Source organism: Microbulbifer sp. SE14 (assembly GCF_059834885.1).
The window spans coordinates 86448-113394 of record NZ_JCBAJA010000005.1 but is presented as its reverse complement, the minus strand read 5'-3'; the positions used below and the strand labels follow the sequence as shown (position 1 = coordinate 113394).

At 63.0% G+C, this 26947-nt stretch carries 24 protein-coding genes; 12 read left to right on the top strand and 12 right to left on the bottom strand.

Going from position 1 to position 26947, the window contains the following annotated elements; genetic code table 11:
* The 5 genes from mepK to AC6R19_RS05475 form a co-directional block, all read right to left on the bottom strand.
* A complete protein-coding gene (gene mepK / locus AC6R19_RS05495; protein ID WP_500578707.1) occupies positions 1 to 534 on the bottom strand; it encodes a peptidoglycan L,D-endopeptidase MepK in 534 nt (177 codons plus the stop codon).
* A gap of 356 nt (positions 535 to 890) precedes the next feature.
* Positions 891 to 2108, bottom strand: coding sequence for a L,D-transpeptidase family protein (locus tag AC6R19_RS05490; protein ID WP_500578705.1), 1218 nt, complete (start codon positions 2106 to 2108; stop codon positions 891 to 893).
* Positions 2109 to 2111: 3 nt separating this feature from the next.
* Entirely contained in the window at positions 2112 to 3374 is a 1263-nt protein-coding gene (locus AC6R19_RS05485) for a L,D-transpeptidase family protein (protein WP_500578704.1), read from the bottom strand.
* Positions 3375 to 3524: 150 nt separating this feature from the next.
* Entirely contained in the window at positions 3525 to 5468 is a 1944-nt protein-coding gene (locus AC6R19_RS05480) for a L,D-transpeptidase family protein (protein WP_500578702.1), read from the bottom strand.
* 407 nt (positions 5469 to 5875) lie between these two features.
* Positions 5876 to 6694 carry an NRDE family protein gene (locus AC6R19_RS05475; protein WP_500578701.1) on the bottom strand — a complete coding sequence of 273 codons (819 nt, stop codon included), beginning with the start codon at positions 6692 to 6694 and terminating at the stop codon, positions 5876 to 5878.
* Positions 6695 to 6996: 302 nt separating this feature from the next.
* On the opposite strand from AC6R19_RS05475, the gene lgt reads away from it, so the two are divergent.
* From lgt to AC6R19_RS05425, 10 genes are all read left to right on the top strand, one after another.
* On the top strand, positions 6997 to 7821 hold the full coding sequence (gene lgt, locus AC6R19_RS05470; RefSeq protein WP_500578700.1) for a prolipoprotein diacylglyceryl transferase: 825 nt from the start codon (positions 6997 to 6999) through the stop codon (positions 7819 to 7821).
* Entirely contained in the window at positions 7822 to 8655 is an 834-nt protein-coding gene (locus AC6R19_RS05465) for a thymidylate synthase (protein ID WP_500578699.1), read from the top strand. It abuts the gene before it with no gap.
* Between the two features lie 232 nt (positions 8656 to 8887).
* The gene (locus AC6R19_RS05460) at positions 8888 to 9400 is read left to right on the top strand and encodes a dihydrofolate reductase (RefSeq protein ID WP_500578698.1); all 513 of its coding nucleotides are present in this window, start codon (positions 8888 to 8890) and stop codon (positions 9398 to 9400) included.
* Between the two features lie 287 nt (positions 9401 to 9687).
* Positions 9688 to 10470: a DUF3450 domain-containing protein gene (locus AC6R19_RS05455; RefSeq protein ID WP_500578696.1), complete on the top strand. Its 783-nt coding sequence runs from the start codon at positions 9688 to 9690 to the stop codon at positions 10468 to 10470.
* The gene (locus tag AC6R19_RS05450; protein WP_500578695.1) at positions 10467 to 11837 is read left to right on the top strand and encodes a MotA/TolQ/ExbB proton channel family protein; all 1371 of its coding nucleotides are present in this window, start codon (positions 10467 to 10469) and stop codon (positions 11835 to 11837) included. The genes AC6R19_RS05455 and AC6R19_RS05450 overlap by 4 nt, the downstream gene beginning before the upstream one ends.
* A 15-nt stretch (positions 11838 to 11852) precedes the next feature.
* Entirely contained in the window at positions 11853 to 12380 is a 528-nt protein-coding gene (locus tag AC6R19_RS05445; protein ID WP_500578694.1) for a MotA/TolQ/ExbB proton channel family protein, read from the top strand.
* Positions 12381 to 12496: 116 nt separating this feature from the next.
* Complete coding sequence (locus tag AC6R19_RS05440; protein WP_500578693.1) at positions 12497 to 12898, top strand: ExbD/TolR family protein; 402 nt, start codon at positions 12497 to 12499, stop codon at positions 12896 to 12898.
* Positions 12899 to 12903: 5 nt separating this feature from the next.
* Positions 12904 to 13527 (top strand): energy transducer TonB, encoded by a 624-nt coding sequence (locus tag AC6R19_RS05435; RefSeq protein WP_500578692.1) that lies wholly within the window; start codon positions 12904 to 12906, stop codon positions 13525 to 13527.
* Between the two features lie 13 nt (positions 13528 to 13540).
* Complete coding sequence (locus AC6R19_RS05430) at positions 13541 to 14890, top strand: tetratricopeptide repeat protein (RefSeq protein ID WP_500578691.1); 1350 nt, start codon at positions 13541 to 13543, stop codon at positions 14888 to 14890.
* 225 nt (positions 14891 to 15115) lie between these two features.
* A complete protein-coding gene (locus AC6R19_RS05425; RefSeq protein ID WP_500578689.1) occupies positions 15116 to 15778 on the top strand; it encodes an energy transducer TonB in 663 nt (220 codons plus the stop codon).
* 138 nt (positions 15779 to 15916) lie between these two features.
* Here AC6R19_RS05425 and ilvD read toward each other — a convergent pair whose 3' ends face one another.
* The 4 genes from ilvD to AC6R19_RS05405 all read right to left on the bottom strand — a co-directional run bounded on the left by ilvD (position 15917) and on the right by AC6R19_RS05405 (position 21524).
* Entirely contained in the window at positions 15917 to 17755 is a 1839-nt protein-coding gene (ilvD, locus tag AC6R19_RS05420) for a dihydroxy-acid dehydratase (RefSeq protein ID WP_500578688.1), read from the bottom strand.
* Positions 17756 to 17935: 180 nt separating this feature from the next.
* Positions 17936 to 19246 (bottom strand): amino-acid N-acetyltransferase, encoded by a 1311-nt coding sequence (gene argA / locus AC6R19_RS05415; RefSeq protein WP_500578687.1) that lies wholly within the window; start codon positions 19244 to 19246, stop codon positions 17936 to 17938.
* A 267-nt stretch (positions 19247 to 19513) separates the two neighbouring features.
* Positions 19514 to 20668 carry an acetylornithine deacetylase gene (gene argE, locus AC6R19_RS05410; RefSeq protein WP_500578686.1) on the bottom strand — a complete coding sequence of 385 codons (1155 nt, stop codon included), beginning with the start codon at positions 20666 to 20668 and terminating at the stop codon, positions 19514 to 19516.
* Positions 20661 to 21524 carry a carboxylate/amino acid/amine transporter gene (locus AC6R19_RS05405; RefSeq protein ID WP_500578685.1) on the bottom strand — a complete coding sequence of 288 codons (864 nt, stop codon included), beginning with the start codon at positions 21522 to 21524 and terminating at the stop codon, positions 20661 to 20663. Before AC6R19_RS05405 ends, argE begins: the two co-directional genes overlap by 8 nt.
* An 18-nt stretch (positions 21525 to 21542) precedes the next feature.
* Here AC6R19_RS05405 and AC6R19_RS05400 point away from each other — a divergent pair, with 18 nt between their 5' ends.
* Positions 21543 to 22001, top strand: a complete 459-nt coding sequence (locus AC6R19_RS05400; RefSeq protein ID WP_500578684.1) for a DUF6314 family protein — start codon at positions 21543 to 21545, stop codon at positions 21999 to 22001.
* 3 nt (positions 22002 to 22004) lie between these two features.
* Here AC6R19_RS05400 and AC6R19_RS05395 read toward each other — a convergent pair whose 3' ends face one another.
* The 3 genes from AC6R19_RS05395 to AC6R19_RS05385 form a co-directional block, all read right to left on the bottom strand.
* Positions 22005 to 22802 (bottom strand): PhzF family phenazine biosynthesis protein, encoded by a 798-nt coding sequence (locus AC6R19_RS05395; RefSeq protein WP_500578683.1) that lies wholly within the window; start codon positions 22800 to 22802, stop codon positions 22005 to 22007.
* A gap of 91 nt (positions 22803 to 22893) precedes the next feature.
* Positions 22894 to 24168, bottom strand: a complete 1275-nt coding sequence (locus AC6R19_RS05390) for an inorganic phosphate transporter (protein ID WP_500578682.1) — start codon at positions 24166 to 24168, stop codon at positions 22894 to 22896.
* A gap of 11 nt (positions 24169 to 24179) precedes the next feature.
* On the bottom strand, positions 24180 to 24857 hold the full coding sequence (locus tag AC6R19_RS05385) for a TIGR00153 family protein (protein ID WP_500578681.1): 678 nt from the start codon (positions 24855 to 24857) through the stop codon (positions 24180 to 24182).
* Positions 24858 to 25030: 173 nt separating this feature from the next.
* On the opposite strand from AC6R19_RS05385, the gene tfpB reads away from it, so the two are divergent.
* The gene (gene tfpB / locus AC6R19_RS05380) at positions 25031 to 26806 is read left to right on the top strand and encodes a type IV pilus assembly ATPase TfpB (protein ID WP_500578680.1); all 1776 of its coding nucleotides are present in this window, start codon (positions 25031 to 25033) and stop codon (positions 26804 to 26806) included.
* Positions 26807 to 26947: the final 141 nt, after the last annotated feature.

Below are 26947 nucleotides of genomic sequence, written 5' to 3'. Positions count from 1 at the left end.
TTACCAGCGGCGAACCGGGCCGGTATCCACGTGTACAAAGCCGCTCTTGGGGTAGTAACCCACACCACCAGCCTTCAGGTTGATGGCAGCCTGGCGCAGCTTGGAGGTGCTGATACCCGGGAAGCGGATATCCAGCGCCATGCCGCGGGTGTGGTAGCTGCGGCGGGCTACGCCGCGACCGGCTGCGCGCAGCTTGGCATTGGTCTTGGGTGAACGGTAACCGGAGATGATCTCGATCTCGCCGTTAAAGTTCAACTTTTCCTTCAGCTTGTACACAATATCGAACAGCTTAGGGTCCATGCGCGTCACTTCGTTGGCGCGGTGGTCGCGCAGCAGGCGGTTAAATTGTTTCAGGCCGCTGCTGTCGTAGCTGCCACCGGTCCAGTAGGCGGTATTCAGCCTCTCCCCGGTGTGCAGGTTGCGCATTTTCAAAGTGCGGGCGCTGCCCACTTTTGCGAATGTCGGCCCGGCGCTGACCGCCGCAGCTGTTGCGCAGGCCACTGCCAGGAATCGACGTCTGGATGAATTCTTCATACCTGTTTCCGCCTCGTCGTGTATCTCTCTTTATTCGCCCTTGTGGCTTTCGGTGCCACTGGGTACGGGATGCAATGTACAAAAAATAACCGATGGTTACAAACTGATCTCTGCTAATGAGTAAATGATCGTAGGGGAGTACTGGTACTTTGTTTCTCCATACACTAGGCGGGATACCGATTCACGGTTTCTGCCGTAACCAATGGGGGAAAAATTCGCGACAGCGTTGTCATGAGAAAGGAAATGCTGAAAAAAAATTTTTTTGTGACCGATCGGTGCTGTTTGGGGTTCGAAAATGGGCGGGGGTTCAGATCGGCACTAAACCAGTATCGCGACAGCTTCTGGGGCCGGGCGTGCTAGTTGGCCTCGCCGGCGGTGTCGCGATGGTAGATGTCGCGGCGGAATTGGGCCCGCCCGGCGCCATCCACCCAGGCGGTGATATAGGTGATGAAGAGGCGCGGCGGCTTCTCCACCTTGATATTGACTGTTTCGTCACCAGTGGTCGCCTGGGCGATACGGGTTCTGTCCCAGCCCTGGGCGCCCAGCAGCGCATACGCCAGCTCTTCCGGCCGCTCCAGCCGGATGCAGCCGTGGCTGAAGGCGCGCTCCCGGCTTTCGAACAGGCTCTGGGCCTGGGTGTCGTGCAGGAATATGGCCTGGTTGTTGGGGATTACGAACTTGACCCGCCCCAGAGAGTTGCCGGGGCCGCTGACCTGGCGCAGGGTGGCGTCGCCGTGGGCGGCTCGCGTCAGTCCGTCCTCGGAGATGGGTGAGGTGTCGCCGCTGCGGTAGTTGATCACCCGGTAGCCGCGCCTGTGCATGGCCTCTGGGTTGTTGCGCGCCTTGGGCAGCAGTTCCGTCAGCAGTATGCTGCGGGGCACCGTCCAGGTGGGGTTGAAGACGATATTGGTGATGCGGCTCTTCAGGGGCGGGGTGCGGCTGCTGGTCTTGCCTACCACGGTTTTCATGCTCAGTGTCACCAGTCCCCGGTCCACCAACTGCAACCGGTAGTCGGGCACATTGATCAGTATATAGCGCCCACCCGCGGGGACCGCCAGCTTGTCCCAGCGAGAGGCATTGAGTTCCAGCTGGCGCGCGCGCTCTGCCGGCGGCACCGCCAGTTCCGCCAGGGTACTGGCATCGGCGACGCCGCTGGGCGCCAGGCCGTGGCGGCGCTGGTAGTTCTCCAGTGCCCACTGCAGGGCGCCGTCGAATCTCTTCGGATCCAGGTTGGTGGCGGGCAGGGGGCCGGGCAGGCCGCGATAGTCCCCGTAGAGCTCGAGTAGCCGGCGCAGTTGGATCACCCGCTCGCCTCTGTCTCCAGGCTGCAGGAGATCGCCGCCGTCCACCGGCTGCCACTGCTCTGCCAGCCGACGGTAGCGCTCCGCCTCGCTGCGCAGCTGCTCGCCGGCCCGGGCCGGGTCCAGGGCGGGCACCGGCTCGCTTGCCGCGGTGCGCGCGGCGGCACAGGTGAGCGGGGCGGACACCGCCAGGGCTAGCAGCAGCGCCAGCCACAGACCCACGCTGCGGCCGGTCCCGGGGGCGGCCCTGAAACCGGCATGGTCGTTTGCCATGGTTTACTCCGGCTGCTGGTTATCATTGTGCTGTGCATGCTTCTCTGCGTCCTCTGGGGTGTCGCGGCCGTAGATATCCGGGCGGAACTGCAGCAGCCCCTCTTCATCCACCCAGGCGGTCCAGTAGGCGATATAGACAGGAATGGGATTTTCCAGCTCCACCCCCCGGGTGCGGCTGCTCCCGAGGGCGCGCTCTATGCGCGCGTCGCTCCAGTTGTTTTGCTGCGCCAGCATCATGCGGGCGAATTCCAGCGGCTTCTCCAGACGGATACAGCCGTGGCTGAAGGCGCGCTGGCTGCGCTTGAACAGGTGCTTGCTGTTGGTGTCGTGCAGGAATATGGCCTCGCGGTTGGGGATCACGAACTTGACCCGCCCCAGGGCATTGCCCGGCCCGCCCTTCTGTTGCAGCGTCACCTTGCCGCGGCGCACGCCGGCGACATTGCCCCGGGTAAAGGGCACGGCGCGGCCGCTGTGGTTGACCAGGCGGTAGCCCTTGGCGCTGAGCCTGGCGCTGCCCTTGGGCAGCAACTCGCGCAGGGCGATGTTGGGCGGCACCCGCCAGACGGGGTTGAACACCAGGCGGGTCATGCGCGTGGCCAGTTGCGGCGTCTTGTGCTTGGGTTTGCCCACCACCACGCGCATGCGGAACTGTTCCTGTTCACCGTCGACCAGGCGCAGGCTGAAGTCGGGGATATTGACCAGGATATAGCGCGGCCCCAGTTCCTTCGGCATCTGCTGCCAGCGCTGGAGGTTGGCGGCCAGGGTCTGTGCGCGCTCCGCCGGGCTCACGTTCAGGCGCGCGCGGGTGCGCTCGTCCACCAGTCCGTCCTCCTTGAGGCCGTGGCGGCGCTGGAAGCGGCGCACCGCGGCCGCGAGCCTCTCGTCATACTCGTCCGCGGCGGTGTTTCCCTCCGTGTGGTCCTCCAGGTGGTAGTCGCCGTACTGCATCAGCAGGCCGCGCAGCTCCGTCACGCGGGGATCGCGCATTCCCGGCGCCAGCGTCTGCCCGGCACTGAGTGGCTGCCAGCGGTCGTCCCCGGCCAGGGCGCGGTACCGGGCCAGTTCCTCGAGCATTAGCGCATACTGGCGACCGTAAGGTGTATATGGGTTACTGATGTCTATCTCGGTGAGCGCTGGCGCGGGGGGCTCCGCGTTGGCCTGGGGCAGCTCCAGGGCCAGGGAAAGCGCCAGTGTCAGCGCCAGGGCACTGCAGTGGCGGGCGGCGCTGTGGTGAGAAGAGTCGCGAAGCTGATTGCCAACACCCATGGGTCACCCCTGTAAGCCGGACGATTCGCCTGCTCACATTGGTAACCTGTGGGGGGAGTGGGTCGAAATACCTTTAGGGAATATTGGTGGCCGGTGGTTAGCGGTCAGTGGTGGCGGAGCATCAATCACCGACCACTGACCACCGGGCACTCACCACTGATTGGCGGAGAGACCGTCCTTGCCGTAGATATCGTCGCGGAAGTTGAGGCGCCCCTGGCCGTCCACCCAGGCGGTCCAGTAGGTGATGTAAACCTTGACCTTCTGCGCCAGCCTGACCTCGGTGGTCTCGTCGCCGGTGGTCAACTGGTCGATGCGCCACTGGTCCCAGTCGCCCTCGGGCCGCAGCAGCGCCTCGGCCAGGTGGCGGGGCTTCTCCAGGCGCACACAGCCGTGGCTGTAGTCGCGGTCGGTCAGGGTGAACAGGCTGCGGGCGCGGGTGTCGTGCAGGTAGACATCGTGCTTGTTGGGAATCTCGAACTTCACCCGGCCGAGGATATTGTCCTCGCCGCCCAGCTGGCGCATCAGGTAGGAACCGGCGCCGGCCGCGGACAGGTTTTTCGGGGTCAGGGGCAGGTGCTCGCCGCTGCCGCTGACCACCCGGTAGCCCATGTTCTCCATGCCTTGGGGATTGGCTCGCGCCTTGGGCAGCAGTTCGTTCACCAGGATGCTGCGCGGCACCGTCCAGGTGGGATTGAAAATCACCTTGCTGACGCGGGTGGTGATCTCAGGCGTCTCATGAATCTTCTTGCCCACCACCACGTTCATCGACAGCTTGACCCTGTCGTCTTCCACATAGTGCAGCTTGTACTCGGGCACGTTGACCTGGATAAAGCGGCTCCCCAGGTTCGCCGGCAGCTGCTCGCGGCGGCGGATATTGGTCTCCACTATCTGCGCCCGCGCGGCCGGGGACAGGTTCAGGCGCTTGCGGGTCTCGCGGCCGACGATGCCGTCCTGCTTGAGGCCGTGGCGCTGCTGGAAGCGCAGTACCGCCTCGTGCAGGCGCCGGTCGAACCTGTCGCTGTTGGCTTCGCCGCCATAGCTGTAGTAGTCGCCGTAGAGGGCCAGCATATTGCGCAGCAGGGCCACGTGGGGGTGGCGCGCGCCTATGGTCATTGCCGGTCCCGGGGGGAGGGGGCGCCAGCGGCCGCTGGCGGAGATGCCGCGCAGGCGCGCCAGTTCGTCGCGCAGGGCCGAGGCGTCACCGCCGTAGGGGGTGTTCTCCTCGATATAGGGGCCTTCGCTGTTCTCGGGCACCCGGCCTATCGGCGGCAGGCCGCCCTGGCTTCCGTCGACCTGGTTGGTGTAATTGCGGGTGCTGTAGGAGCGATTGTTGTAGCTGCGACTGCCCCAGGTCGAATAGTGGCGCGAGCGGTCGGTGCTGTAATCGCGCTCGCGGTTGTTGTAATAGCGCTGGCGGCTGTAGTCGCGCGCGTAATAGCCACTGCTGCGGCTGTCGGCGGCATCTCTGCCGCGGTTGTAGCCGCGGAAGTACTGGCGCCCGCTGAGGTTGGGGGATGTCTGCCGCGGCGCACTGAAGCGGGCCAGGCGGAAGCCGCCGTCGATGTGATAGACGGGGGTGATGTCCCGCGGCGGGCGGCTCTTGGGGTTGAGCTTGTCCAACTGGGTGTCCTGGGCGTAGGACACGAAGGCATCGGTCAACAGCACGTCGAGTACTGCGGCCATCTGCAGCCGCTGCGGGGTGTCGCGCAGGGTGCGGTCGAAATAGCCCAGGTGGTAGCGGTAGTCCACCATGCTGCTGGGGTTGCCGGAACTGGCTGCGGTGAGCTGCTTGAGCAGGTCGTTTGCGGTGTCGCTGAGGCTGTAGTTGTCGAACCACAGCAGCCGATAGTCGGTGCGCTGGTAGATGCGGCGGACGGCAGCGGGGTTGAAAATGGGGTCCTGTGCCGGCCAGGCGTCGGGATTCTCCTCCAGCCAGTGCACCAGGTGCGGGCGCACGGCATTTTCCGGCAGCACCGGCACCGTCTCCCGATTGGCGGCGAAGGCGTAGTAAAGGGCAAAGACGCACAGGCTGCCGAGGGTCAGCAGCGGCAGCGGTGATTTGCGTGTGCGGCGCTCTGGGTTGAAATACGACATGGTACCTCAGCGATACTGCAGGGCCCGGTTTGCGGTCTGCGAGCCGGACGCCAGATCGTTCATACCTTCCCAACCTGCGGCGGACCGATCCTGTTGTTCGTCGATATGTACCGACGGCCCGCCTGTGTCATGCGTCCCGCGCGACCTTCCTTTATGTAGGCCGTGGTTCGAGCCACATTGCGCGTAACTCAACCAAATTCAGCCTGTGGAAATAAGTATGGCAACAAATCCGGGATTTGCTTGGCGCTGGATTCATTTGACGCTATCGGGATTCGGGAAGAACACCGCAGCTCTGTGCGAAGGCCCTGATGCCGGGGGCCGTTCGGGAAAAGCGTCTGCGGCTGGTAGATAGACCGATGAGGCTGTTGAGCGAACGGTCCCCGGCAGCAGGGCCGCCCGGAGCGGGGCTAGTCGAGAGTGAAGTGACGCAGCGGTCCCGATGGCTCACCCTTGTCGTAGTTCTGTTCCCAGATCCGGCTGACGCCGCGGCTGTCGATGGCGATCAGGGTGCTGGCTCGGGTGCCGTAGCCGCCGGTCTCACCGCCGGCCGCGGTGGTGGGGAAGTCATCGCGTCTGTCTATCTGCACGAATACCGGCGACAGGGCCAGCTCCAGTTCCGGGCCCACCCCTGTGTCGGGCAGATCCTCCGGTCGCGCCGGGGTTCTGTCCCGCAGCAGCGCCAGGGCCGGGCGCACGAAATTGTCCTCGGTGATTTCGCCGCCCATGCGCTGCAGCAGCCCCCGCACACCGGCCCTGCCTTTCTCGACCTTGGGCCAGGGGGCGTCGGGGGCGCCGTTGGAGATGCCGTGCACGCCGTCCGTAAAGGAGAAAGGGCGGTGGCGGTTGCCGGCACAGACCAGTTCGCTGTCCGCTCCTAGCTGGAACATCAGGGTGTTGAAGCCACGGTAGCGCTGCTCATCCAGGCTCATCGCGAAGTCGCCCGGCGCTGTGTTGCCGCGCAGGAAATCCCGCGGTATATCGCCGCGGGACAGCGGATTGCGTGGGGTGGGCACCTGGGGTTCGCGGATATTGGTAACCGCTGCAGCGCGACCGCGGGCGATGCCGGCCCAAGTGCCGCCCCCCTGCAGGTCGCGCCCGGCCACCATCCCCCCTTCCTCCCAGGGGGCGGCCGGCACCGTGGGCCTGTCGTAGAACTCGTCGCGGTTGGCCAGCAGCAACAGCGGGTAGCGGGGGTGACAGCGATAGGCGAATAACAATAGGCACATGGTGGAAATGCGGAATGAGGACAAAACGGCAGGATAGCCGATTTGAGCAGCCGAAGGCTGCCCCGCAGGGGTGCAGCACAGGGATGTGCTGCGTTAATGCGGAATGGTAGCGGTGACAGTTAAGATTGTCCGCATTCATGAAGTGCGCCCCTGCGCTTCACCCGCTTCGCGGGCAGCCTTCGGCTGTGCAAATCTGCTCCCGGCAGATTTGTCCGCATTCCGCATTCCGCATTACTCTCCCCCTGTTTAGCTGGTAACATTTCGCCCAACTCAACGCACTTGCCAACAACTGTGAAGTTTCCATGATCCCCTACCCCGAAATCGACCCGGTGGCCGTGGCCATCGGTCCGCTGAAAGTGCACTGGTACGGTCTCATGTACCTGGCCGGCTTTGTCGCCGCCTGGTGGCTCGCGCTGAGGCGCGCAGCCAAGCCCTGGTCGCCGGTGATCAAGTCGGAAGTGGAGGACCTGATCCTCTACTGCGCCATCGGCGTCGTGGTGGGGGGGCGCCTCGGCTATATGTTCTTCTATAACTTCGGCGAGCTGCTGGCCGACCCGCTGTCCCTGTTCAAGGTGTGGGAGGGGGGCATGAGCTTCCACGGCGGCCTGATAGGCGTGATGCTGGCCGCGACCCTCTACGCCCGCAAGATAGGCACCACCTTCCCGGCCCTGATCGACTTTGTCGCGCCGCTGGTGCCAATCGGCCTCGGGCTCGGCCGCATCGGCAACTTTATTGGCCAGGAACTCTGGGGCCGCCCCACGGATGTGCCCTGGGGTATGGTGTTCCCGCGGGATCCGGAGCTGCTGGTGCGCCACCCTTCGCAGCTGTACCAGGCCTTCCTCGAGGGGCTGGTGCTGTTTGCGGTGCTGTGGTGGTTCTCCAGCAAGCCGCGCCCGCGCCTCGCCGTCGGCGGCCTCTTCCTGACCCTCTACGGAATCTTCCGCTTCTCGGTGGAGTTCGTGCGCGAACCCGACGCCCATATCGGTCTCGAGCTGTTCGGCTGGATGACCCGCGGCCAGGAGCTGAGCCTGCCAATGATCGCCGCCGGCATAGCCCTGCTGGTGTGGAGCTACCGCACCCAGCCGCTGCCGGAAGGCCGCACTCAGGCGAAAGGGGGAGCGCAGTAAATGAAGCAGTATCTCGACCTGATGCGCCATGTGCGCGATAACGGCACCCGCAAGAGCGACCGCACCGGCACCGGCACATTGAGCGTGTTCGGCTACCAGATGCGCTTCGACCTGGCCGAGGGCTTTCCGCTGATCACCACCAAGAAGTGCCACCTGCGCTCGATCATCCACGAACTGTTGTGGTTCCTGCGCGGCGACACCAATATCGCCTACCTGAAGGAGCACGGCGTGCGAATCTGGGATGAATGGGCCACCGGGGAGGGTGACCTGGGGCCTGTCTACGGTCGCCAGTGGCGCTCCTGGCCGGCGCCGGATGGCCGCCATATCGACCAGATAGCGCAGCTGCTCGAGCAGCTGAAGAGCCGCCCGGACTCCCGCCGCCTGATCGTCAGCGCCTGGAATCCGGCCGATCTGCCGGACGAGGGGGTGTCCCCGGCGGACAATGCCCGCGCCGGGCGCATGGCCCTGGCCCCCTGCCACGCGCTCTTCCAGTTCTACGTCGCAGACGGCAAGCTGTCCTGCCAGCTGTACCAGCGCAGCGCGGATATCTTTCTCGGCGTGCCCTTCAATATCGCCTCCTACAGCCTGCTGACGTTGATGATCGCGCAGGTGTGCGGCCTGGAGCCGGGGGAGTTTATCCACACCTTCGGCGACGCCCACCTCTATTCCAACCATATGGAGCAGGTGGAGGAGCAGTTGAGTCGCCGGCCGCTGCCGTTGCCGCAGATGCACCTCAACCCCGAAGTGACCGACCTCTTCGCCTTCCGCTTCGAGGACTTCGAACTGCGCGGCTATGAGGCGCATCCGCATATCCCGGCGCCGGTGGCGGTATAGTTGTGTGGCACCCGCGGCCCCATCCATAGGTATTAGGTATATAGATGAAGGTAACTACAGCCCCCTTTCCTGCTGCCAGTAAGAAAGTCCTAGGCGGCCCTGCTGCCGGTGGCCATTTGGGAAAAAGCCTCATCGGCAAACATTTCCCAAATGGCCCCCGGCATCAGGGCCTCAGCACCGGGCTCTGGCATTTTTACCCGGGTCCCCGGTCCCGAGGGGGTGAGTAGTTGCGATGAAGGACGTTCCAATCGCCCTGATCGCCGCCGTCGCCCGCAACGGCGCCATAGGTCGGGACAACGAGCTGCCCTGGCGCCTGTCCGGGGACCTGCAGTTCTTCAAGCGCACCACCCTCGGCAAGCCGGTGGTCATGGGGCGCAAGACCTTCGAGTCCATCGGCCGCCCCCTGCCCGGGCGCGACAATATTGTGATCAGCCGCAACCCCGACTGGCGCGCCGATGGGGTAAAGTCTGCGACGTCCCTGGAGCAGGCCCTGCAGATGGCCCGCCAGTCGGCCGCCGAGACCGGCGCCGGCGAGGTGATGGTGATCGGCGGGGCGCAGATCTACCGCCAGGCGATGCCGCGGGCGGCGCGCCTCTATATCACCGAGGTGGATGCCGAGGTGGAGGGGGATGCCTTCTTCCCGGTATTGGATGACTGCTGGCGCGAAAGTGGTCGCGAATGTTACCCGGTGTCCGACAGGGACGAATATAGCTACTGTTTAGTTCAGTATGACAGGTCAAAATAAAAACAACTTGATTAAAAGTTGATCATTCTGGTAAGTTTCACCACTGCTCACACAGGGAGCGCCGCCGCAAATGTGTGCATGTGACCCGGGTTTGTTACCCGGTTGTTACCTTGCTACCCATGCGGGCCGATACTGTCAATCGGCATTTGAATAATCAAATCGGCTGTTTACAATGTGCGGCTCTTAGCTGTCTTCACACCACTGTTTTTAAAACAAAAGGACACCGCGTTGTGGCAGCTAACTCATCGCGACCATGTTGTGAAATATTGAACCCACTGGGGGGTCTAATGAAAACCAAGCGATTCATGGCTGTGGCGCTGACCACTGCGCTCTCTGCCGGCGCGCTCTACGGCAGCGTAGCCACTGCGGATACTCTCGATAACGTCCTCGCCGTAGGCCAGCAGAAGACCACTGCTGCTCAGGCCTCTCAGAAGCGCATCGACAAGATTGCCGAAGAGACCAGCAGCCTGCTGCAGGATTTCAAGGTGGTAAACAAGGAAATCGAGGGGCTGCGCGTCTACAACCGCCAGCTCGAAAAGCAGCTGGCCAACCAGCTGGAAGTGATCAAGGAACTGGACGAGTCCATCGAAAACGTCACCGTGATCGAGCGCCAGATCCAGCCGCTGATCCTGCGTATGCTGGAAGGCCTGGAGCAGTTCGTCGAGCTGGATATGCCCTTCAAGATTGAAGAGCGCATGGCCAACCTCGAGGGCGTGAAGAACAATATGGACCGCTCCGATGTCACTGTTGCGGAGAAATTCCGCCAGGTACTGGAGCTGTACAACTTCGAAGCCGAGTACGCGCGCAAGATCGACAGCTACAGCGATACCCTGAACGTCAACGGTCAGGATCGCGAAGTCAACGTACTGCAGATCGGTCGTATCGCCCTGCTGGCGCAGACCACCGACTCCAAGATCTCCCTGGCCTACGACAAAGAGCAGAAGGCCTGGACCGAGATCGACGCCGGCGAATACCGCCGCGCCCTCATGAACGGCCTGAAAATTGCCAAGAAGCAGGCCACTACTGACATCATGACCATGCCGATTCCGGCTCCGGAGGCAGCGCAATGAAAACCTCTATCGCCAAACGCGTATTAGTTGCAGCAGCGGCTGGCCTGATCAGTGTCTCCGCCGTTGCCCAGGACAAGGCCTCTTCCCTGGACCAGCTGCTGAAGATGGTTCAGCAGTCCAAGATTGCCGAATCCAAGGAACACAAGCAGCGCGAAGCGGATTTCCGTCGCCAGAAGGCCAACCAGCAGGCCCTGCTGACCCAGGCCAAGAACACCCGCACCGCTGAAGAAGAGCGCTCCGCGCGCCTGGAAGCCAAGTACCAGGAGCAGGAAGTGATGGTTCAGCAGAAGCGCCAGCAGCTGGACGAGCGCATGGGCTCCCTGAAAGAGCTCTTTGGTCACATGAGCTCCACCGCCGCCGACCTGCGCGCCAATATCGACAGCTCCCTGGTGTCTGCCCAGTACCCGGGCCGCACCGAGTTTCTCGATCAGCTGCTCGCGAAAATGAGCTCCAATACCAAACTGCCGACCATCGAGGAAATCGAGCGTCTGTGGTACGAGATGCAGCGCGAGACCATCGAATCCGGCAAGGTAGTCAAGTTCAACACCACCGTGATCAAGCCCGACGGCGAGCAGGCCGAGCAGGAAGTGGTGCGTGTTGGTAACTTCAACATCGTTTCCAACGGCAAGTACCTGGAAATGAACGACGCCCATAAACTGGCCGAGCTGGTCCGCCAGCCCGACGGCAAGTACCTGAGCATGGCCGAGAACCTGCAGAGCGCCACTTCCGGCTTCAGTCCCTTCGGCGTCGACCCGACTGGCCCGACCGGCGGCTCCTACCTGAAGGCCATGATCAACAGCCCGAGCCTGGTCGAGCGCTGGCATCAGGGTGGCCCGGTGGGTTATATCATCACCGCCGTCGGTGTGGTCGCCATGCTGCTGGCCATCTTCCGCCTGATCGTGCTGTCCGGCGTAAGTGCCAAGGTCAACGCCCAACTGCGTTCTTCCTCTGCCAATACCAACAACCCGCTGGGTCGTGTACTGGCCGTTGCCGAAGAGAACAAGGGTGTGGACGGCGAAACCCTGGAGCTGAAGATGGAAGAGGCGGTGCTGAAAGAGCGCCCGGCCATCGAGTCCGGCCTGAACCTGCTGAAGATCATCGCCATGGTGGCCCCGCTGCTGGGTCTGCTGGGTACCGTGACCGGTATGATCCAGACCTTCCAGGCGATCACCATCTTCGGCGCCGGCGATCCGACAGCCATGGCGGGCGGTATCTCCGCTGCACTGGTAACCACAGTACTGGGTCTGTGTGTCGCCATCCCGACCGTACTGATGCACACCGTCGTGAACGGCCGCGCCAAGCGCATCCTGCACATCCTGGATGAGCAGAGCGCCGGTATCGTGGCGGAAAACACTGAGCGTAAATAACAGGAGGGCGGCAACATGCACGCATTGACTGACGCATGGGCCGCCGTCAACGCCTTTATGGCGTCGGGCGGGCCAGTACTGTTTCTGATCGCCGGCCTGACCTTCTTTATGTGGACGCTGATTTTTGAGCGGGTCTTCTACTTCCACAAATCGTTGAAGGAAGACGTTCAAGGTGCGGTGGACCAGTGGGAGGAGCGCTCCGAGCGCAAATCCTGGAATGCCCACCGCATTCGCGAAGCGCTGATTTCCCGGGTATCCGAGAAGATCCAGGACAATATGGACATGATCCAGGCCTGTGTGGCCCTGGCGCCCCTGTTCGGGCTGCTGGGCACCGTCTGGGGCATGATCAACGTGTTCGATGTTCTCGCGATTACCGGCGGCGGTGATGCCAAGCAGATGGCCAGCGGTGTCTCCATGGCGACTATCCCGACAATGGCGGGCATGGTTGCGGCACTGTCTGGCGTATTTGCCAACACCTACATCACCCGCAAGGCGCAGCGCGAAACCCAGCTGCTGGAAGACCATCTGACGATGGATCACTAAGGCACCACAGGCGGCAGATACAGCCTGGCTCTATTTGCCGCGAAGGTTTAGCCAAGCCAGAAACTTCCGCCGGGGCTCTCCGCGGCCCCGCCGAGAAAGTTGCTAAGAGAGTTGCTATGAGCAGAAATCAAAATACGGCAGAAGAAGAAGCAGGTGCTATCGACCTCACGCCCATGCTGGACGTGGTGTTCATCATGCTGATCTTCTTTATCGTCACCGCCACCTTTATCAAGGAACCAGGTGTCGATGTGTTGAAGCCGGAAGCGACACAGGCTGAACTCAAGACCACCTCTATTCTGGTAGCGATCAACGAAAACGACGAAATCTGGATTGCCAAGGAGAGAGTCGATGAGCGCCAGGTGAAACTCACCCTGGAGCGCCTCTACGCCGAAAACCCGAAAGGGTGGTTGGTAATTCAGCCCGATAAGGAAGCGAGTATCGAGAAGGTCGCCCTGATTGCGGACGCCGCCAGGAAGATTGGTATCGAGAAAGTTTCGGTCGCGACAGAAAAGAGTTAACAGCTATGAATCCGGTAAGACTATTAGGGGCGGGTACGCTGGCGGTAGCCACTACCTTCGGCCTCATCTTCACCATGCATCAGCTGATTGCGGCAAACCTTGGGGCTCCCGATGAGGAGGAGCGAATCAAGGTTGCCGATGTGGTGATGCCTGAGCAGAAGATCGAAACCCAATACGACACCAGCAAACCGGACAAGCCCGACGAGCCGGAAACCCCGCCGCCGGAAATGCCGGAGCCCGAATTCGACCAGCCGGACCTGGATGACGCCATCAGCATGTCCGCACCGCGTGCGAGTGCAGACCTGAAGATCGGTGGTCTGGGCGGAGCCTTCAGCGAGGGTGACTACCTGCCCATCGTGAAGGTGCAGCCGCAGTATCCGCGCCGCGCACTTCAGCGGGGCATCGAGGGCTATGTGATTGTCGAGTACACCGTGACCAAGAACGGTTCCGTGCGCGACCCGCGCGTGGTGGAGGCCTTCACCCTGGACGGCAACCCCACCAGCATCTTCAACTCTGCGGCGATCAAGTCCGCGTTGAAGTACAAGTACAAGCCGCGGGTGGTCGACGGCGAGGCGATCGAAGTACCTGGTGTGAAAACCAAGATCAGCTTCAACATGGCCAAGAACTAAAGAGGACGCAACTATGAATATGACGACCATGACGAAAGGTCTGTCCAAGTTCGTCTTGCGCAGCTCTTTGCGGACCGCGGTGGCGTTGCCCCTGGTATTGGCACCGGCGGTGAGTGTCACCGTGCTGGAAGCGGCCGGCGTCGAAGCGCCCTTCGCCAAGGCCGAGGCCCAGGAGAAGACACGTAAAGTGCCCGCGATGCGGGAGAATGTGTTCAAGAAGCTGGGCAAGGTGCAGGAGGCGGCCGACGCGCAGAACTGGAACGGAGCGCTGGCGGCGCTGCGGGAAATGGAAGCCGGCAAGAGCAATTACAACGGCTATGAAATAGCGCAGATGTACTATTTCTACGGCTTCGTCTACTACAGCATGGAGAAGTACCGGGAAGCGATCACCTACTACAAGAAGGTGCTGCAGCAGGGTGAAGCCAACCTGCCGGTGGCACTGGAAGTGGGTACGCTGCTGACCGTTGCCCAGCTGTATTTCGTGACCGAGGACTACGACCAGGCGATCAACTACCTGAACAAGTGGTTCGCCGCCGCCGACAAGGACCAGATCACTGCGGATTCCTACGCCCTGCGCGGCCAGGCCTATTACCAGAAGGGTGATAACGGCAGGGCGCTCTCGGACATCAACACCGCGGTGTCGATGTACGAGAAAGAGGGCAAGGTGCCGAAGGAGAACTGGTTCGGCCTGCAGCGTTTCCTCTACTATGAGAAGAATGATTACAAGAAGGTAACCAGTATTCTCGAGAAGCTGGTCAAGCACTACCCGAAAGGCGAGTACTACAAGCAGCTTGCGGGTATGTACGGCGAGCTGAAGCGCGAGAAAGACCAGCTGCACATGATGGAAGCGGCCTATATCGCCGGCGCCCTGCAGAAAGAGAAAGAGCTGCTGAATATGGCCTATCTCTTCATGGGGCACGAGGTACCCTACAAGGGCGCCAAGGTGATCAAGAAGGGGCTCGACGAGAAGAAGATCAAGCGCACCTCCAAGAATCTGGAAACCCTGGCCCAGGCGTACCAGATGGCCCAGGAGCTGCAGAAATCGATCCCCGAACTGGAAGCCGCAGCCCAGCTGTCCGACAAGGGTGATATCTATTCACGTCTGGCCGGCATTTACCTGGACCTGGACAAGAATGAGAAAGCCATCGAAATGGGCAGCAAGGCGCTGAAGAAAGGCGGCATCAAGCGCCCGGACCAGTTGTACATCGTCTTGGGTATGGCCAACACCAACCTGAAGAAGTACGACAGCGCACTGAAGCATCTCAAGGCAGCGAAAAAGGATAAGCGCTCCGAGAAGTTTGCCACCCAGTGGATTGCTTTCGTCGAGAGCGAGAAGAAGCGCGAGGAGCAGCTGGCAATTTAACGATTGCCACACTTCTCATCGAAAAGGCCGCACAGAAATGTGCGGCCTTTTTATTTGAACTCGGTTTTGATTAAAAAATGTACTTGCGATTGCGAATTATTTGCAAATTCGTATAAATCGACTAAATAGTAAAGGTAGCTGATCAGCTTTTTCCAACGCCGGCACCTGTCCCAATGAGGGGTGGGCTGCCGATTCGACACCCTAACAATAAACAGGAGAGGTGTTATGGATAGAGCTTATTCGCCACTTTCCACTACCTTGGCCAATCCCTTTGTTTTTTCCTTTCATCAACTTGCGCTCTACGGTCGCAGTTTCGTCTTGGCAGCGGCGATCACCGTGTTACTGGTGTTCGCCATGAGCCGCTTGATCGCCACCGATTACGTGGCGCCACCGCACGATCCACTGCCGAAGGTACAGGAGGTTGTGCTGCCGGAATTGAATCGCACGGAGGAGATAGTGCAGCCGCCGGTAAGGCCTGTGAATCCGCCGCCGCAACCGGTCGCACCGCCGATTGAAACCCGGGTGACGGAAGTGGACCCCACCATCACCATAGCGCCCCCCGCGCCCACCGACGATGGCGGGCCGACCATCAGCGTCAGCCGGGATCCGCTGCCCTTCTTCAAGCCGGCACCGAATTATCCCCGGGCAGCACTGCGGCGGGGCATCGAGGGCTATGTAGTGGTCGAGTTCACCATCACAAAAAACGGCAGCGTCCGGGATGTGCGCGCGGTGGCGGGCTACGACAGCGCCGGCAATCCAACGGATATCTTCAACCGCTCCGCGGTTGCGGCAGCGGCCAGGTTCAAATACCAGCCGCAGCTGGATGACGGCGTACCGGTGGAGCGCCACGGGGTGCGCAACCGGATCAGATATAAAATGGCGGATTAGTAGGCTGTAGGAGCGGTCCGGCCGGGAGCGGTCCGGCCGGGAGCGGCCCATGGCCGCGATCCATGTCCAGGAGTATTCGGGTAGCTCGATCGCGGCCATGGGCGGATGGCCGCCCCGCCGCTCCTACATTGAGTAAGGCTATTCATCGATCTCCCGCACCGCGCCCCTGTCGGCACTGGTGGCCAGCAGCGCATAGGCTTTCAGCGCCTTGCTCACCTTGCGCGGGCGCGCCTCGGCGGGTTTCCAGGCGTCCGCGCCTTTCGCTTGCATCGCCCCGCGGCGCAGTTGCAGCTCCTCGTCGCTGACAAGGACTTCGATTGTGCGCGCCGGTATGTCGATGCGGATGGTATCCCCGTTTTCAACCAGCCCTATGGCGCCGCCGGAAGCGGCCTCCGGGGACACGTGGCCGATGGACAGGCCGGATGTGCCGCCGGAGAAGCGCCCGTCGGTGATTAATGCGCAGGACTTGCCCAGCCCCTTGGACTTCAGGTAGCTGGTCGGGTAGAGCATCTCCTGCATCCCCGGCCCGCCCTTGGGGCCCTCGTAGCGCACTATCACCGCCTCACCGGCCTTCACCTGGCCGTCGAGGATATGCCGCACCGCGGCGTCCTGGCTCTCGACGATATGGGCCGGACCCTCGAATTTCCACAGCGCCTCGTCCACGCCGGAGGTCTTCACCACACAGCCGTTAGGGGCCAGGTTGCCGAAGAGTACCGCCAGGCCACCCTCGGCGGAGTAGGCGTGTTCCACCGAGCGGATACAGCCGTTCTCGCGGTCGCCGTCGAGGCTGGGCCAGCGGGTGTTCTGGCTGAAGGCGGTCTGCGTCGGAATACCGGCGGGGCCGGCGCGGAAGAAGTCGTGCACCGACGCGTCATCGGTGCGGCGGATATCCCACTGGCTCAGCGCTTCGAGCATGGAAGCGCTGTGCACCGTCGGCAGGGAGGCGTCCAGCAGGCCGGCCGCCTCCAGTTCGCCCAGGATCGCCATAACGCCGCCGGCGCGGTGCACGTCCTCGATATGGTATTTCTGCGTGTTCGGCGCCACCTTGCACAGCTGCGGAATTTTGCGGGACAGGCGGTCGATATCCGCCAGGGTGAAGTCCACCTCGCCTTCCTGGGCCGCGGCCAGCAGGTGCAGAATGGTGTTGGTCGATCCGCCCATGGCGATATCCAGGGCCATGGCGTTTTCGAAGGCGGCGCGGTTGGCGATGCTGCGCGGCAGTGCGCTGTCGTCGTCGCCTTCGTAGTAACGCTTGGCCAGGGCGACTATCTCGCGGCCGGCGCGCAGGAACAGCTGCTCGCGGTCCGCGTGGGTCGCCAGCAGGGTGCCGTTGCCGGGGAGGGACAGGCCCAGTGCCTCGGTCAGGCAGTTCATCGAGTTGGCGGTGAACATGCCGGAGCAGGAGCCGCAGGTGGGGCAGGCGGAGCGCTCGTATTCGGCCACCATCTCGTCGGAGGCGGAGTCGGTGGCGGCGATCACCATCGCATCGACGAGGTCCAGCTTGTGCTCGGCCAGCTTGGTCTTGCCCGCCTCCATGGGGCCCCCGGAGACGAAGATCACCGGGATATTCAGCCGCAGCGCCGCCATCAGCATTCCGGGAGTGATCTTGTCGCAGTTGGAAATGCACACCAGCGCATCGGCGCAGTGGGCGTTGACCATATACTCCACCGAGTCGGCGATGATCTCGCGGCTGGGCAGGCTGTAGAGCATGCCGTCGTGGCCCATGGCGATGCCGTCGTCCACGGCGATGGTGTTGAATTCCTTGGCCACGCCGCCGGCCCGCTCTACCTCCCGCGCCACTAACTGGCCCATATCCTTCAGGTGCACATGGCCGGGCACGAACTGGGTGAAGGAGTTGGCGATGGCAATGATCGGTTTCTGGAAGTCGTCGTCCTTCATACCGGTGGCCCGCCACAGGGCGCGGGCGCCGGCCATGTTGCGACCGGCAGTGGAGGTACGGGAGCGATACTGGGGCATGGCTTGAATCCGGCTGTACAAAATGGGAGCGACAGCTTAACAAAAAAAGCTTCTGGCAGGGATGGTTTCGCGCAGACCCTGTGGCCTGTGCACAGCTTTAGGATGGTTATCTTGCTGAACCGCTGGGGAGGAAAAACTATCCCGCCCAGCGGCCGCGGCTTGTGAGCTCCGAAACTTGAGTTATGAAGCAAGCCGCTTGCGCAGGACCCGCGAATTGCGCTGGATGTTGTACAGCGACTGCCGCGACGCCGGCAGGTCCGCCACCGCCACCTGGCCGAAGCCCTGTTCGATAAACCAGTGCTCCGTCTGGGTGGTCAGTACGTACAGCTCTTTCAGTCCCAACACACCGGCCTGGCGCTCCAGGTGGTGCAGCAGCTTGGCGCCGCGGCCGCCGCCGCGAAAATCCGGGTGGATGGCCACGCAGGCGATCTCTGCCGCGACCGCCTCTCCGCGTTCGTCCTGTATCGGGTAGAGGGCCGCGCAGGCCACCGGCGTGCCGTCCACCTCCACCAGGGTGAAGTGGTCTATCTCCGCCTCCAGTTTCTCCCGCGAGCGGCGCACCAGGATGCCTTGCTTCTCCAGCGGGCGGATCAGGCCGAGGATACCGCCCACATCCTCGATGCGCGCGCGGCGAATCACCTCGTAGCTGTCGCGGTAGATCATGGTGCCGGCGCCCTCGCGGCGGAACAGTTCCTGCACCAGGGCGCCGTCCTGGGCGTAGCTCAGCAGGTGGGTGCGGGTTGTGCCGGAATTGCAGGCGGCGATGGCACAGCGCAGCGCCTCGCTCTCCACCCGGTCGGCCATCTGTTCCGCCTGCACTATGCTGAGTTCATTCACTGTCTCGCCATCGACCAGAAGTTGCGGCGCCTCGCGAAACAGCACCAGCTTTTCCGCCCGCAGTGAGCGCGCCGCTTCAGTCGCCAGATCCAGGTAGTTCAGGTTGAAGAGTTCACCAGTGAGCGAGGTGCCCAGCGGCGACAGCAATACCAGTGCGCCCTGTTCCAATGCCCGTTCGATGGTGTTCACTTCCATGCGCCGCACCGAACCTGTCCAGCGCAGATCCACGCCGTTGAGTATGCCGATGGGACGCGCGGTAACGAAGTTGCCGGAGACCACTTTCAGTGCCGAGCGCGCCATGGGGGAGTCGGGCAACCCCTGGGAGAAGGCCGCCTCTATATCGAAGCGGAGCTTGCCCACCGCTGCCTTGATGACTTCCAGCGTCTCGCGGTCTGTCACGCGGGTGTTGCCGTGAAACTGGTTTTCGATACCGCGCTCGGCCAGGGCGCGATTCACCTGCGCGCGCGCGCCGTGCACCACCACCAGGCGCACGCCGAGACTGGCGAGCAGAGCCAGGTCGTGCACCAGGTTGCGGAAATTCGCGTGTTCCAGTGCATCGCCGGGAAGGCCGATCACCAGCGTGCGGCCGCGCAGGTCGTTGATATAGGGCGCGGCGTGGCGAAACCAGTTCAGGGAGGCGTTGTTGTCGCTCACTAACTTTATATTCCGTATATGTTCAGGCGTCTGTCGAATATACCGTAAATTGTCGAGGACTGGGGGCTGGCAATCGTAGGGTGCGCGTAGGTTGGGGTGAGCTTTGCGAACCCCAACATCGCCGCGACAACCGTTGGGCTTCGCTGCGCTCAGCTCAACCTGCGGACTGGCAGCCGTAGGGTGCGCCGCGCGCACCGAAAGCCTGGAACCCGCGCCGGCCCAGAGCGGTGCGCACGGCGCACCCTGCGGGAGGGAATGCGAAAAGAATCAGAGGCAGAATCTCGCGATTAGCCCGCGCAGCACTTCCACCATCGGCAGAATCCGCTCCTGACCGAGATATTCATCCGGCTGGTGCGCCTGGTCGATATCCCCCGGGCCCAGCACGATGGTGTCCATGCCCATACTCTTGAAGTAGGGGGCCTCTGTGGCGAAGGCGACGCTCTCGGCACTGTGTCCGGTGAGCCTCTCCGCCACTCTTACCAGCTCCGAATGGATGTCCTGCTCGAAGGCCTCGGTGCCGTGAAACAGCGGTGCGTACTCCAGTTTGATTTTTTCGTCCCCGACACAGGCGTGCAGGCGCCGGTCCAGTTCTGCGCGCAGATCGTCCAGCGCCATGCCGGGCAGCGGGCGCACGTCGAACTGCAGTTCGGTGAAGCCGCAGATGCGGTTGGGGTTGTCGCCGCCGTGAATACAGCCCAGGTTCATTGTCGGCACGGGTACCGCAAATCCGGGATTCCGGTAGCGCTCCTGCCATTCGCCGCGCAGCTTCAGCAGTTCACCGATGGCCTGATGCATCGCCTCCAGCGCATTGGCGCCCAGGGCCGGGTTGGAGGAGTGGCCTGACTGGCCGGTGATACGCACCGCCTCCATCATCGCGCCCTTGTGCATGCGAATCGGTTTCAGGCCGGTGGGCTCACCCACCACCGCGTAGCGGGCTTTGGGGCGGCCGGCTTTTACCAGGGCGCGGGCGCCAGCCATCGACGTCTCCTCGTCGGCGGTGGCCAGAATGATCAGCGGTTGCTGCAGAGGCCTGTCCACGAAGGACCTGGCCGCTTCTATGGCGATGGGGAAAAATCCCTTCATATCGGTGGCGCCGAGGCCGTAGAAGCGGTTGTCCCGATCGGCCAGTTTGAACGGGTCCGACTGCCAGAGACCCTCATCGTAGGGAACGGTATCCGTGTGCCCGGCCAGCACCAGGCCACCGTCCCCCTTACCTAAGGTAGCGATCATATTGGCCTTGTCCGGCCGGCCGTCGATCGGCATCAGTTCCACCGCGAAACCCAGTGTCTCCAGCCAGGCCGCGAGCAGCTCCACCACGCCGCGGTTGCCCATATCCAGCTTGGGGTCGGTGGCGCTGACGCTGGGGCAGGCCACCAGTTGCTGCAGCTGCTGTTTCAGGTCCGGTATCGCGCCGTTAGCCATGGTTTCTTCCCTGTCGTTTATTGCGCAGTTCGCTGATCACTACCGCCGCGACAATGATGCCGCCGCCCAGGGCGAGCCTGGGGAGGTCGGCGTCGCGGTTCCAGATTAACAGATTCACCAGCAGGCCCGCCGGAATCAGTGCGTTGTTCATTGCCGCCAGTGTGCCCGGCGATACCTGGGTTGCGCCCTTGTTCCAGAGGAAAAAGCCGAGGCCCGAGGCCACCAGTCCCAGCCACAGCAGCACGCCCCATTGCACTGTCGTCTGCGGGTACCGGGGTTTGCCGAGCCACAGCCAGGCGGTGACAGCCACAAGCAGGGCACCGAGAAAGAACCAGGCGAATGTCTGCCGCGCAGGCAGGGGCTGCTCGCGACGCATAAACTGTTTGTAGGCGACCTGGCCCGTGGCGAAGCAGAGGTTGGCGCCCTGTACGACTGCAAACCCGGTCCAGTAGTCTCCGTTCAACTGATCCCAGCGGATGACCGCCGCCCCCAGCACCGCCAGCGCGGCGACAAACAGGTTCCAGGGGGAGAAGCGCCCGGCCAGGAGGTCGTAGAGCAGGGAGATATACACCGGCGTGAAAATGGTAAACAGCAGCACCTCCGGCACGCTGAGCAGCAGGAACGACTGGTAGTAAAAGAGATACATCAGGCCCAGCTGTATCGCGCCTATGGTCATCAGCGTCAGTGCGGTGTGCACGTTACAGCGGCGCCACTGCAGCATGGGCAGGAACACCAGTGCCGCCAGCAGCACGCGGGTCAGGACGGAAAAATAGCTGTCCACCTGGCCGGCCAGGTAGACTCCGATCAGGCTGAAGGAGAAGGCCCAGAGCAGGGTGGTGAAAATCAGTAACGGCATTTATTCAGTGAATTATCAGTGGCCAGTGATCATTCCAAAGCGATAGCGCAACTGTGGGCGCGGCTGGCAAGGGTAACCGAGTTCAGCTTTAACGCCAGCAACGGCCCGGGCTCCGCTACCGACTGGCGCGGCCACGGCCGCGGCAGTGTCGAGGTGCGAGCGAATGGGGAACAGCTGCTGTTCCGCGAGGCGGCGCTCTTTACCCACAGCGACGGGCGCGGGGTGGAGCTGCAGAACAGCTATCGCTGGACGCTGCTGCGATCATCGCTGCGCCTCGAGCACCTGCGCCGCGACGCGCCGGTGCTGCTGTTCGAGTTGCAGCCGGTGACCGAGCACGGCTTTCGCCAGGCGGCGCCGCATATCTGTGGCGGAGACAAGTACACCGCCGAGCTGTTGCTGCACGATGGGGAAATAGAGCTGATCTGGCAGATTCGCGGGCCGCGCAAGAATGAGCGGCTGCACTATCACTATTGGTAATGCCTAGAGGGTGATCTGCCCGCGCAGGTAGGTCATCGCCCGGCCGCGCATCAATACCCGCTCGCCGGCCAGTTCACACTCCATCTCGCCACCGCGGGCGGAAATCTGCCGAGCATTCAGGCGGACCCTGTCCAGTTTTTCCGCCCAGTAGGGCGTGAGCAGGGTGTGCGCGGAGCCGGTCACAGGGTCCTCGTCGATACCGATGGCGGGCGCGAAGAAGCGGCTGACAAAGTCGCAGTCGAAACCGTCGCCGGGGGCGGTGCAGATGACGCCCCGATAGGGGAGCTGCGCGATGGCGCGGAAGTCCGGCTGCAGCTCCGCCACCACGGCCGCATCGGTGAACTCCAGTACCATCATGTCGCTGTTGCCCTCGCGGGCCAGCGCGCGCTGCGGCTCTGCGCCCAGGGCGACCCCGTATTCGGGCGCCAGTGGAATCTCCTCCGGCGACTGCGCCGGGAAGTCCATCTCGATCAGTTCCTCCGCGCGACGCACGCGCAGTTCGCCGCTCTGGGTAAAAAAGCGGATTACTTCCTCGCCGCAGTCCAGTTCCGTCCACATCAGGTGCGCCGTCGCCAGGGTGGCGTGGCCGCACAGGGGTACTTCCGCCGCGGGGGTGAACCAGCGCAGCTCGAAACCGCCGGCGGCGGGCACAGTAAAGGCGGTTTCGGCCAGATTGTTTTCCGCGGCGATCGCCTGCAGCAGCTCATCCGCCAGCCACTGCTGCAGCGGCACCAGCGCGGCGGGATTGCCGCCGAAGAGTTTGGAGGTGAAGGCGTCGGCCTGGTAAATGGGCAGTTGCATGGGAAATTCCTTTTCGCAGGGGAAACAAAAAAGGGGAAGCGCAGAAGGCTTCCCCTTTTTATCAGAGCGGATCGGTTGTGGCCAGCCGCCGTTAACCAAAAACGCCCTTGAAGAAAAAGAAGAACAGAATGGCGATACCGGCGCCGGCGGGCAGGGTGACCACCCAGGAAACGGCGATGGTGCTGATCATGCGCAGGTTCAGTGCGCCGATACCGCGCGCCAGGCCCACTCCCAGCACCGCGCCGACCAGGGTGTGGGTGGTGGAGATCGGCAGGCCGGTGCCGGAGGCCAGAACCACGGTGGAGGCGGCGCCCAGTTCGGCGGCGAAGCCGCGGCTCGGGGTCAACTCGGTGATCTTCCTGCCGATGGTGGCCATCACCTTGAATCCGTAGGTGGCGAGGCCGACGACGATACCCAGGCCGCCGAGCAGCAGAATCCAGGAGGGCATGGTGGCCTTGGCCACCACCGCGCCGCTCTGCACTGTGTTGACCACTGCCGCCAGCGGGCCGACGGCGTTGGCCACGTCGTTGGAACCGTGGGCGAAGGCCATGGCGCAGGCGGTGAAGATCATCAGTATCGCGAAGACCCGCTCCACATTGGCGAAGCGGTTGTCCTTCTCCCGCGCCGGGTCGCGCTTGATGCGCTTCAGCATGGCCATGCCGACAAACATCACCAGCAGTCCCACCAGCGCGGCTATGCCCGCGTCCTGCCAGAAGACCAGCTTGATATCCAGGTCCTTGAATACGTGTTTGAGGCCCTTGGTCAGGGTGACCATGGCGATCATCCAGCCCACCGCAAACATGTAGAAGGGGATGTAGCGCTTGGCGTTGGCGAAGGGATCCTCGGTGTTGAGGATCAGCCGCTGCACACTGCGGAACAACAGGAAGGAGATGACGCCGGCGAGCACCGGGGAGACCACCCAACTGGCGATGATTGAGCCCACCTTGCCCCAGGCCACCGCGTCCGTGGAGATGCCCACCGCGGAGAAACCGACGATGGCGCCGACGATGGAGTGGGTGGTGGATACCGGCCAGCCGAGGATACTGGCGATCATCAGCCAGGTGCCGGCAGCCAGCAGCGCCGACAGCATGCCGTAGACGAGCAGCTCGGGGTGCCCGGCGAAGACCTCGGAATCGATGATGCCCTTGCGAATGGTGGCGGTCACCTCGCCGCCGGCCAGATAGGCACCGGCGAACTCGAAAATCATGGCGATGAAGATCGCCTGGCGGATGGTCAGTGCGCGCGAGCCCACCGAGGTGCCCATGGCGTTGGCCACGTCGTTGGCGCCCACGCCCCAGGCCATAAAAAAGCCGAACACACAGGCCAGGATCAGCAGGATAGTGCCGTATTGACTGAGAATTTCCACGGTTAGCCCCCCTAACGCGCCAACAACAGCTGCAATCGGTTACCCACGCTGTGGGCGCGGTCGGCCAGGTCGCCGACCCATTCAATGACCCGGTAGAGGAACATCACGTCCACCGGCGGCAGGTCTTTTTCTATTTTGAACAGTGCCGCGCGTATCTCCACCTCCAGCTTGTCGGACTTGCGCTCCAGTTCGTCCAGCTCCTCGGTCATGCGTTGGGCGATATCCACCTCGCGCCCGGCGAAGCCGCTTTCCAGCAGTTCGTCCAGTTCGTTGATGGCACGCAGGGCCTGCTCGGACGTGGCCACGGCACTGTCGACGAAGGTCTTCATCAGCGGCTGCAGTGCTTCGGGGATCTGCATCTTGCGGCCTATGGCCAGGCCGGCGATATCCTGGGCGGTGTTGGCCACCTCGTCCTGGGCGTGCAGCAGTTCCAGTAGGTCGGTGCGGGACACCGGCATGAACAGGCTGTCCGGCAGGTGCAGGCGCAGGTCCTTCTTGAGGTCGTCGGCGCGGTTCTCACTGGCGGAGATGCGCTGCTGTATCTTCTCCGCCTCGGGCAGGTCGCCCCGCATCAGGGCCTCGAAGAAGGGGATCAAGTCCGCCGAGGCCTCGTGGGCCGTGGCCATATGCTTCTCGATCGGTTTGATCGGCGAGCGGCCAAACAGGTTGGCGATATTGGACAGGGGCATGATTAGCTCCTTTTTGGGTCCTAAAATGGGGCTCTGGGTTCGAAGTGGGCGGCATGTTACCCCAAGTCAATGCAATTTCGGTAATCTGGTGGGAATTGTGCACTGTCGCAGGTCGTCGATAGAGCTACAATGCGCCCTCGGGCATAAGAAAGAATAGGTGACGGGCTTCCCCAATGGCAGTGAGCAGAGCGGCGGACAGATTGCTGGATTTACCGGGATTGCTGGAGGACCTGGTGTCCCAGGGCTATGTGAGCCGCCTGGATGCCAACCGCCTGATCGGCACGCCGCGCACCGCCGAGCAGGCACAGATGCACCCCCTCTCCTATATCGCCAGCTGCGAACTGGAGAACCACAAGCGCCCGGGCAAGCTGCTGGATGCGGCCACCCTGACCCAGTGGCTGGCGGATACTTCCTCCCACGGCCTCTACCATATCGATCCCCTCAAGGTGAACGTGGGCGCGGTGACCGAGGTGATGAGCTTCCAGTTCGCCAAGCGCCACCAGATTCTCTGTGTAGAGGCGAGCCCGGAAATGCTGCTGGTGGCCACGGCCCAGCCCTATACGAGTGGTTGGGAGGAGCAACTGGAGCACACCAGCGGCCGCGCCGTGCAGCGGGTGGTGGCGGACCCGGCGGATATCCGGCGTTACTGTGTCGAGTTCTACTCCCTGGCCAACTCCATCTCCGGCGCCAGCGGCCTCAAGGGCAGTTCCGCCGCCGGCAACTTCGAACAACTGCTGGAACTGGGCAAGCTCAAGGACCCGGACGCCGACGACCAGCATATCGTCAATATCGTCGACTGGCTGCTGCAGCACGCCTTCGACCAGCGCGCCAGCGATATCCACATCGAGCCGCGCCGCGAGGTGGGGCGCATCCGCTTCCGCATCGACGGCGTGCTGCACCCGATCCACGAGCTGCCGGACCAGGTCAACGCCGCCGTCACCAGCCGCCTGAAGATCCTCGGGCGCATGAACGTGGCGGAGAAGCGCAAGCCCCAGGACGGCCGCATCAAGACCAAGCGCCCGGATGGCAGCGAGGTGGAACTGCGCCTGTCGACCCTGCCCACCGCCTTTGGCGAGAAGCTGGTGATGCGAATCTTCGACCCGGAGGTGCTGGCGCGCTCCTACGCCGACCTGGGTCTCGGCGGCGACGACCTGGCCCGCTGGCAGAAGATGCTGTCCCGTCCCAACGGCATAGTGCTGGTCACCGGCCCCACCGGCTCGGGCAAGACCACCACCCTCTATACCGGCCTCAAGCAGCTGGCCACCAGCGAGGTGAATGTCTCCACCATCGAGGACCCCATCGAAATGGTGGAGGAGAGTTTCAACCAGACCCAGGTGCAGCACTCCATCGGCCTGGACTTCGCCGCCGGCATCCGCACCCTGATGCGCCAGGACCCGGACATCATCATGGTGGGCGAGATCCGCGACCTGGAGACGGCGCAGATGGCGGTGCAGGCCGCGCTCACCGGCCACCTGGTGATCTCCACGCTGCACACCAACGACGCCCCCACCGCGGTCACGCGCCTGCTGGACCTGGGCCTGCCACACTATCTGCTCAAGTCGACGGTGCTCGGCGTCATGGCCCAGCGCCTGGTGCGCACCCTGTGCCCGGCCTGCAAGCGCAAGGACGGGGTCAGCGAGGAGGACTGGCAATCGCTGGTGCGCCCCTGGAAGGCGCCGCTGCCGGAGACCGTCTACCGCCCGGAGGGCTGCCTGGAATGTCGCAACACCGGCTACCGCGGCCGCCAGGGCATCTACGAGATACTGCCGTTCACCGAGTCGATCCAGGCGCTGGTGACCGCCGACTGCGACCTCCAGGCGCTGCGTCGCCAGGCGATGCGCGAGGGTATGAACAGCCTGCGCCTTTCCGGCGCGCGCAAGGTGGCCGCCGGTATCACCACTGTGGCCGAGGTGCTGCGGGTGGCGCCGCCGCCGGATATTGCGTTTTAAATAGCTCCCCTCTCCCGCTTGCGGGGGAGGGGCTGGGGGAGGGGGCAACTGCTGGGTAGCCACCAAGCCGGTTAGGTGGCGGCCCCGGCATCAGCGCCTTCGCATTGAACGTCAGTATTCTTCCCTGCCGCGATAGGAAGT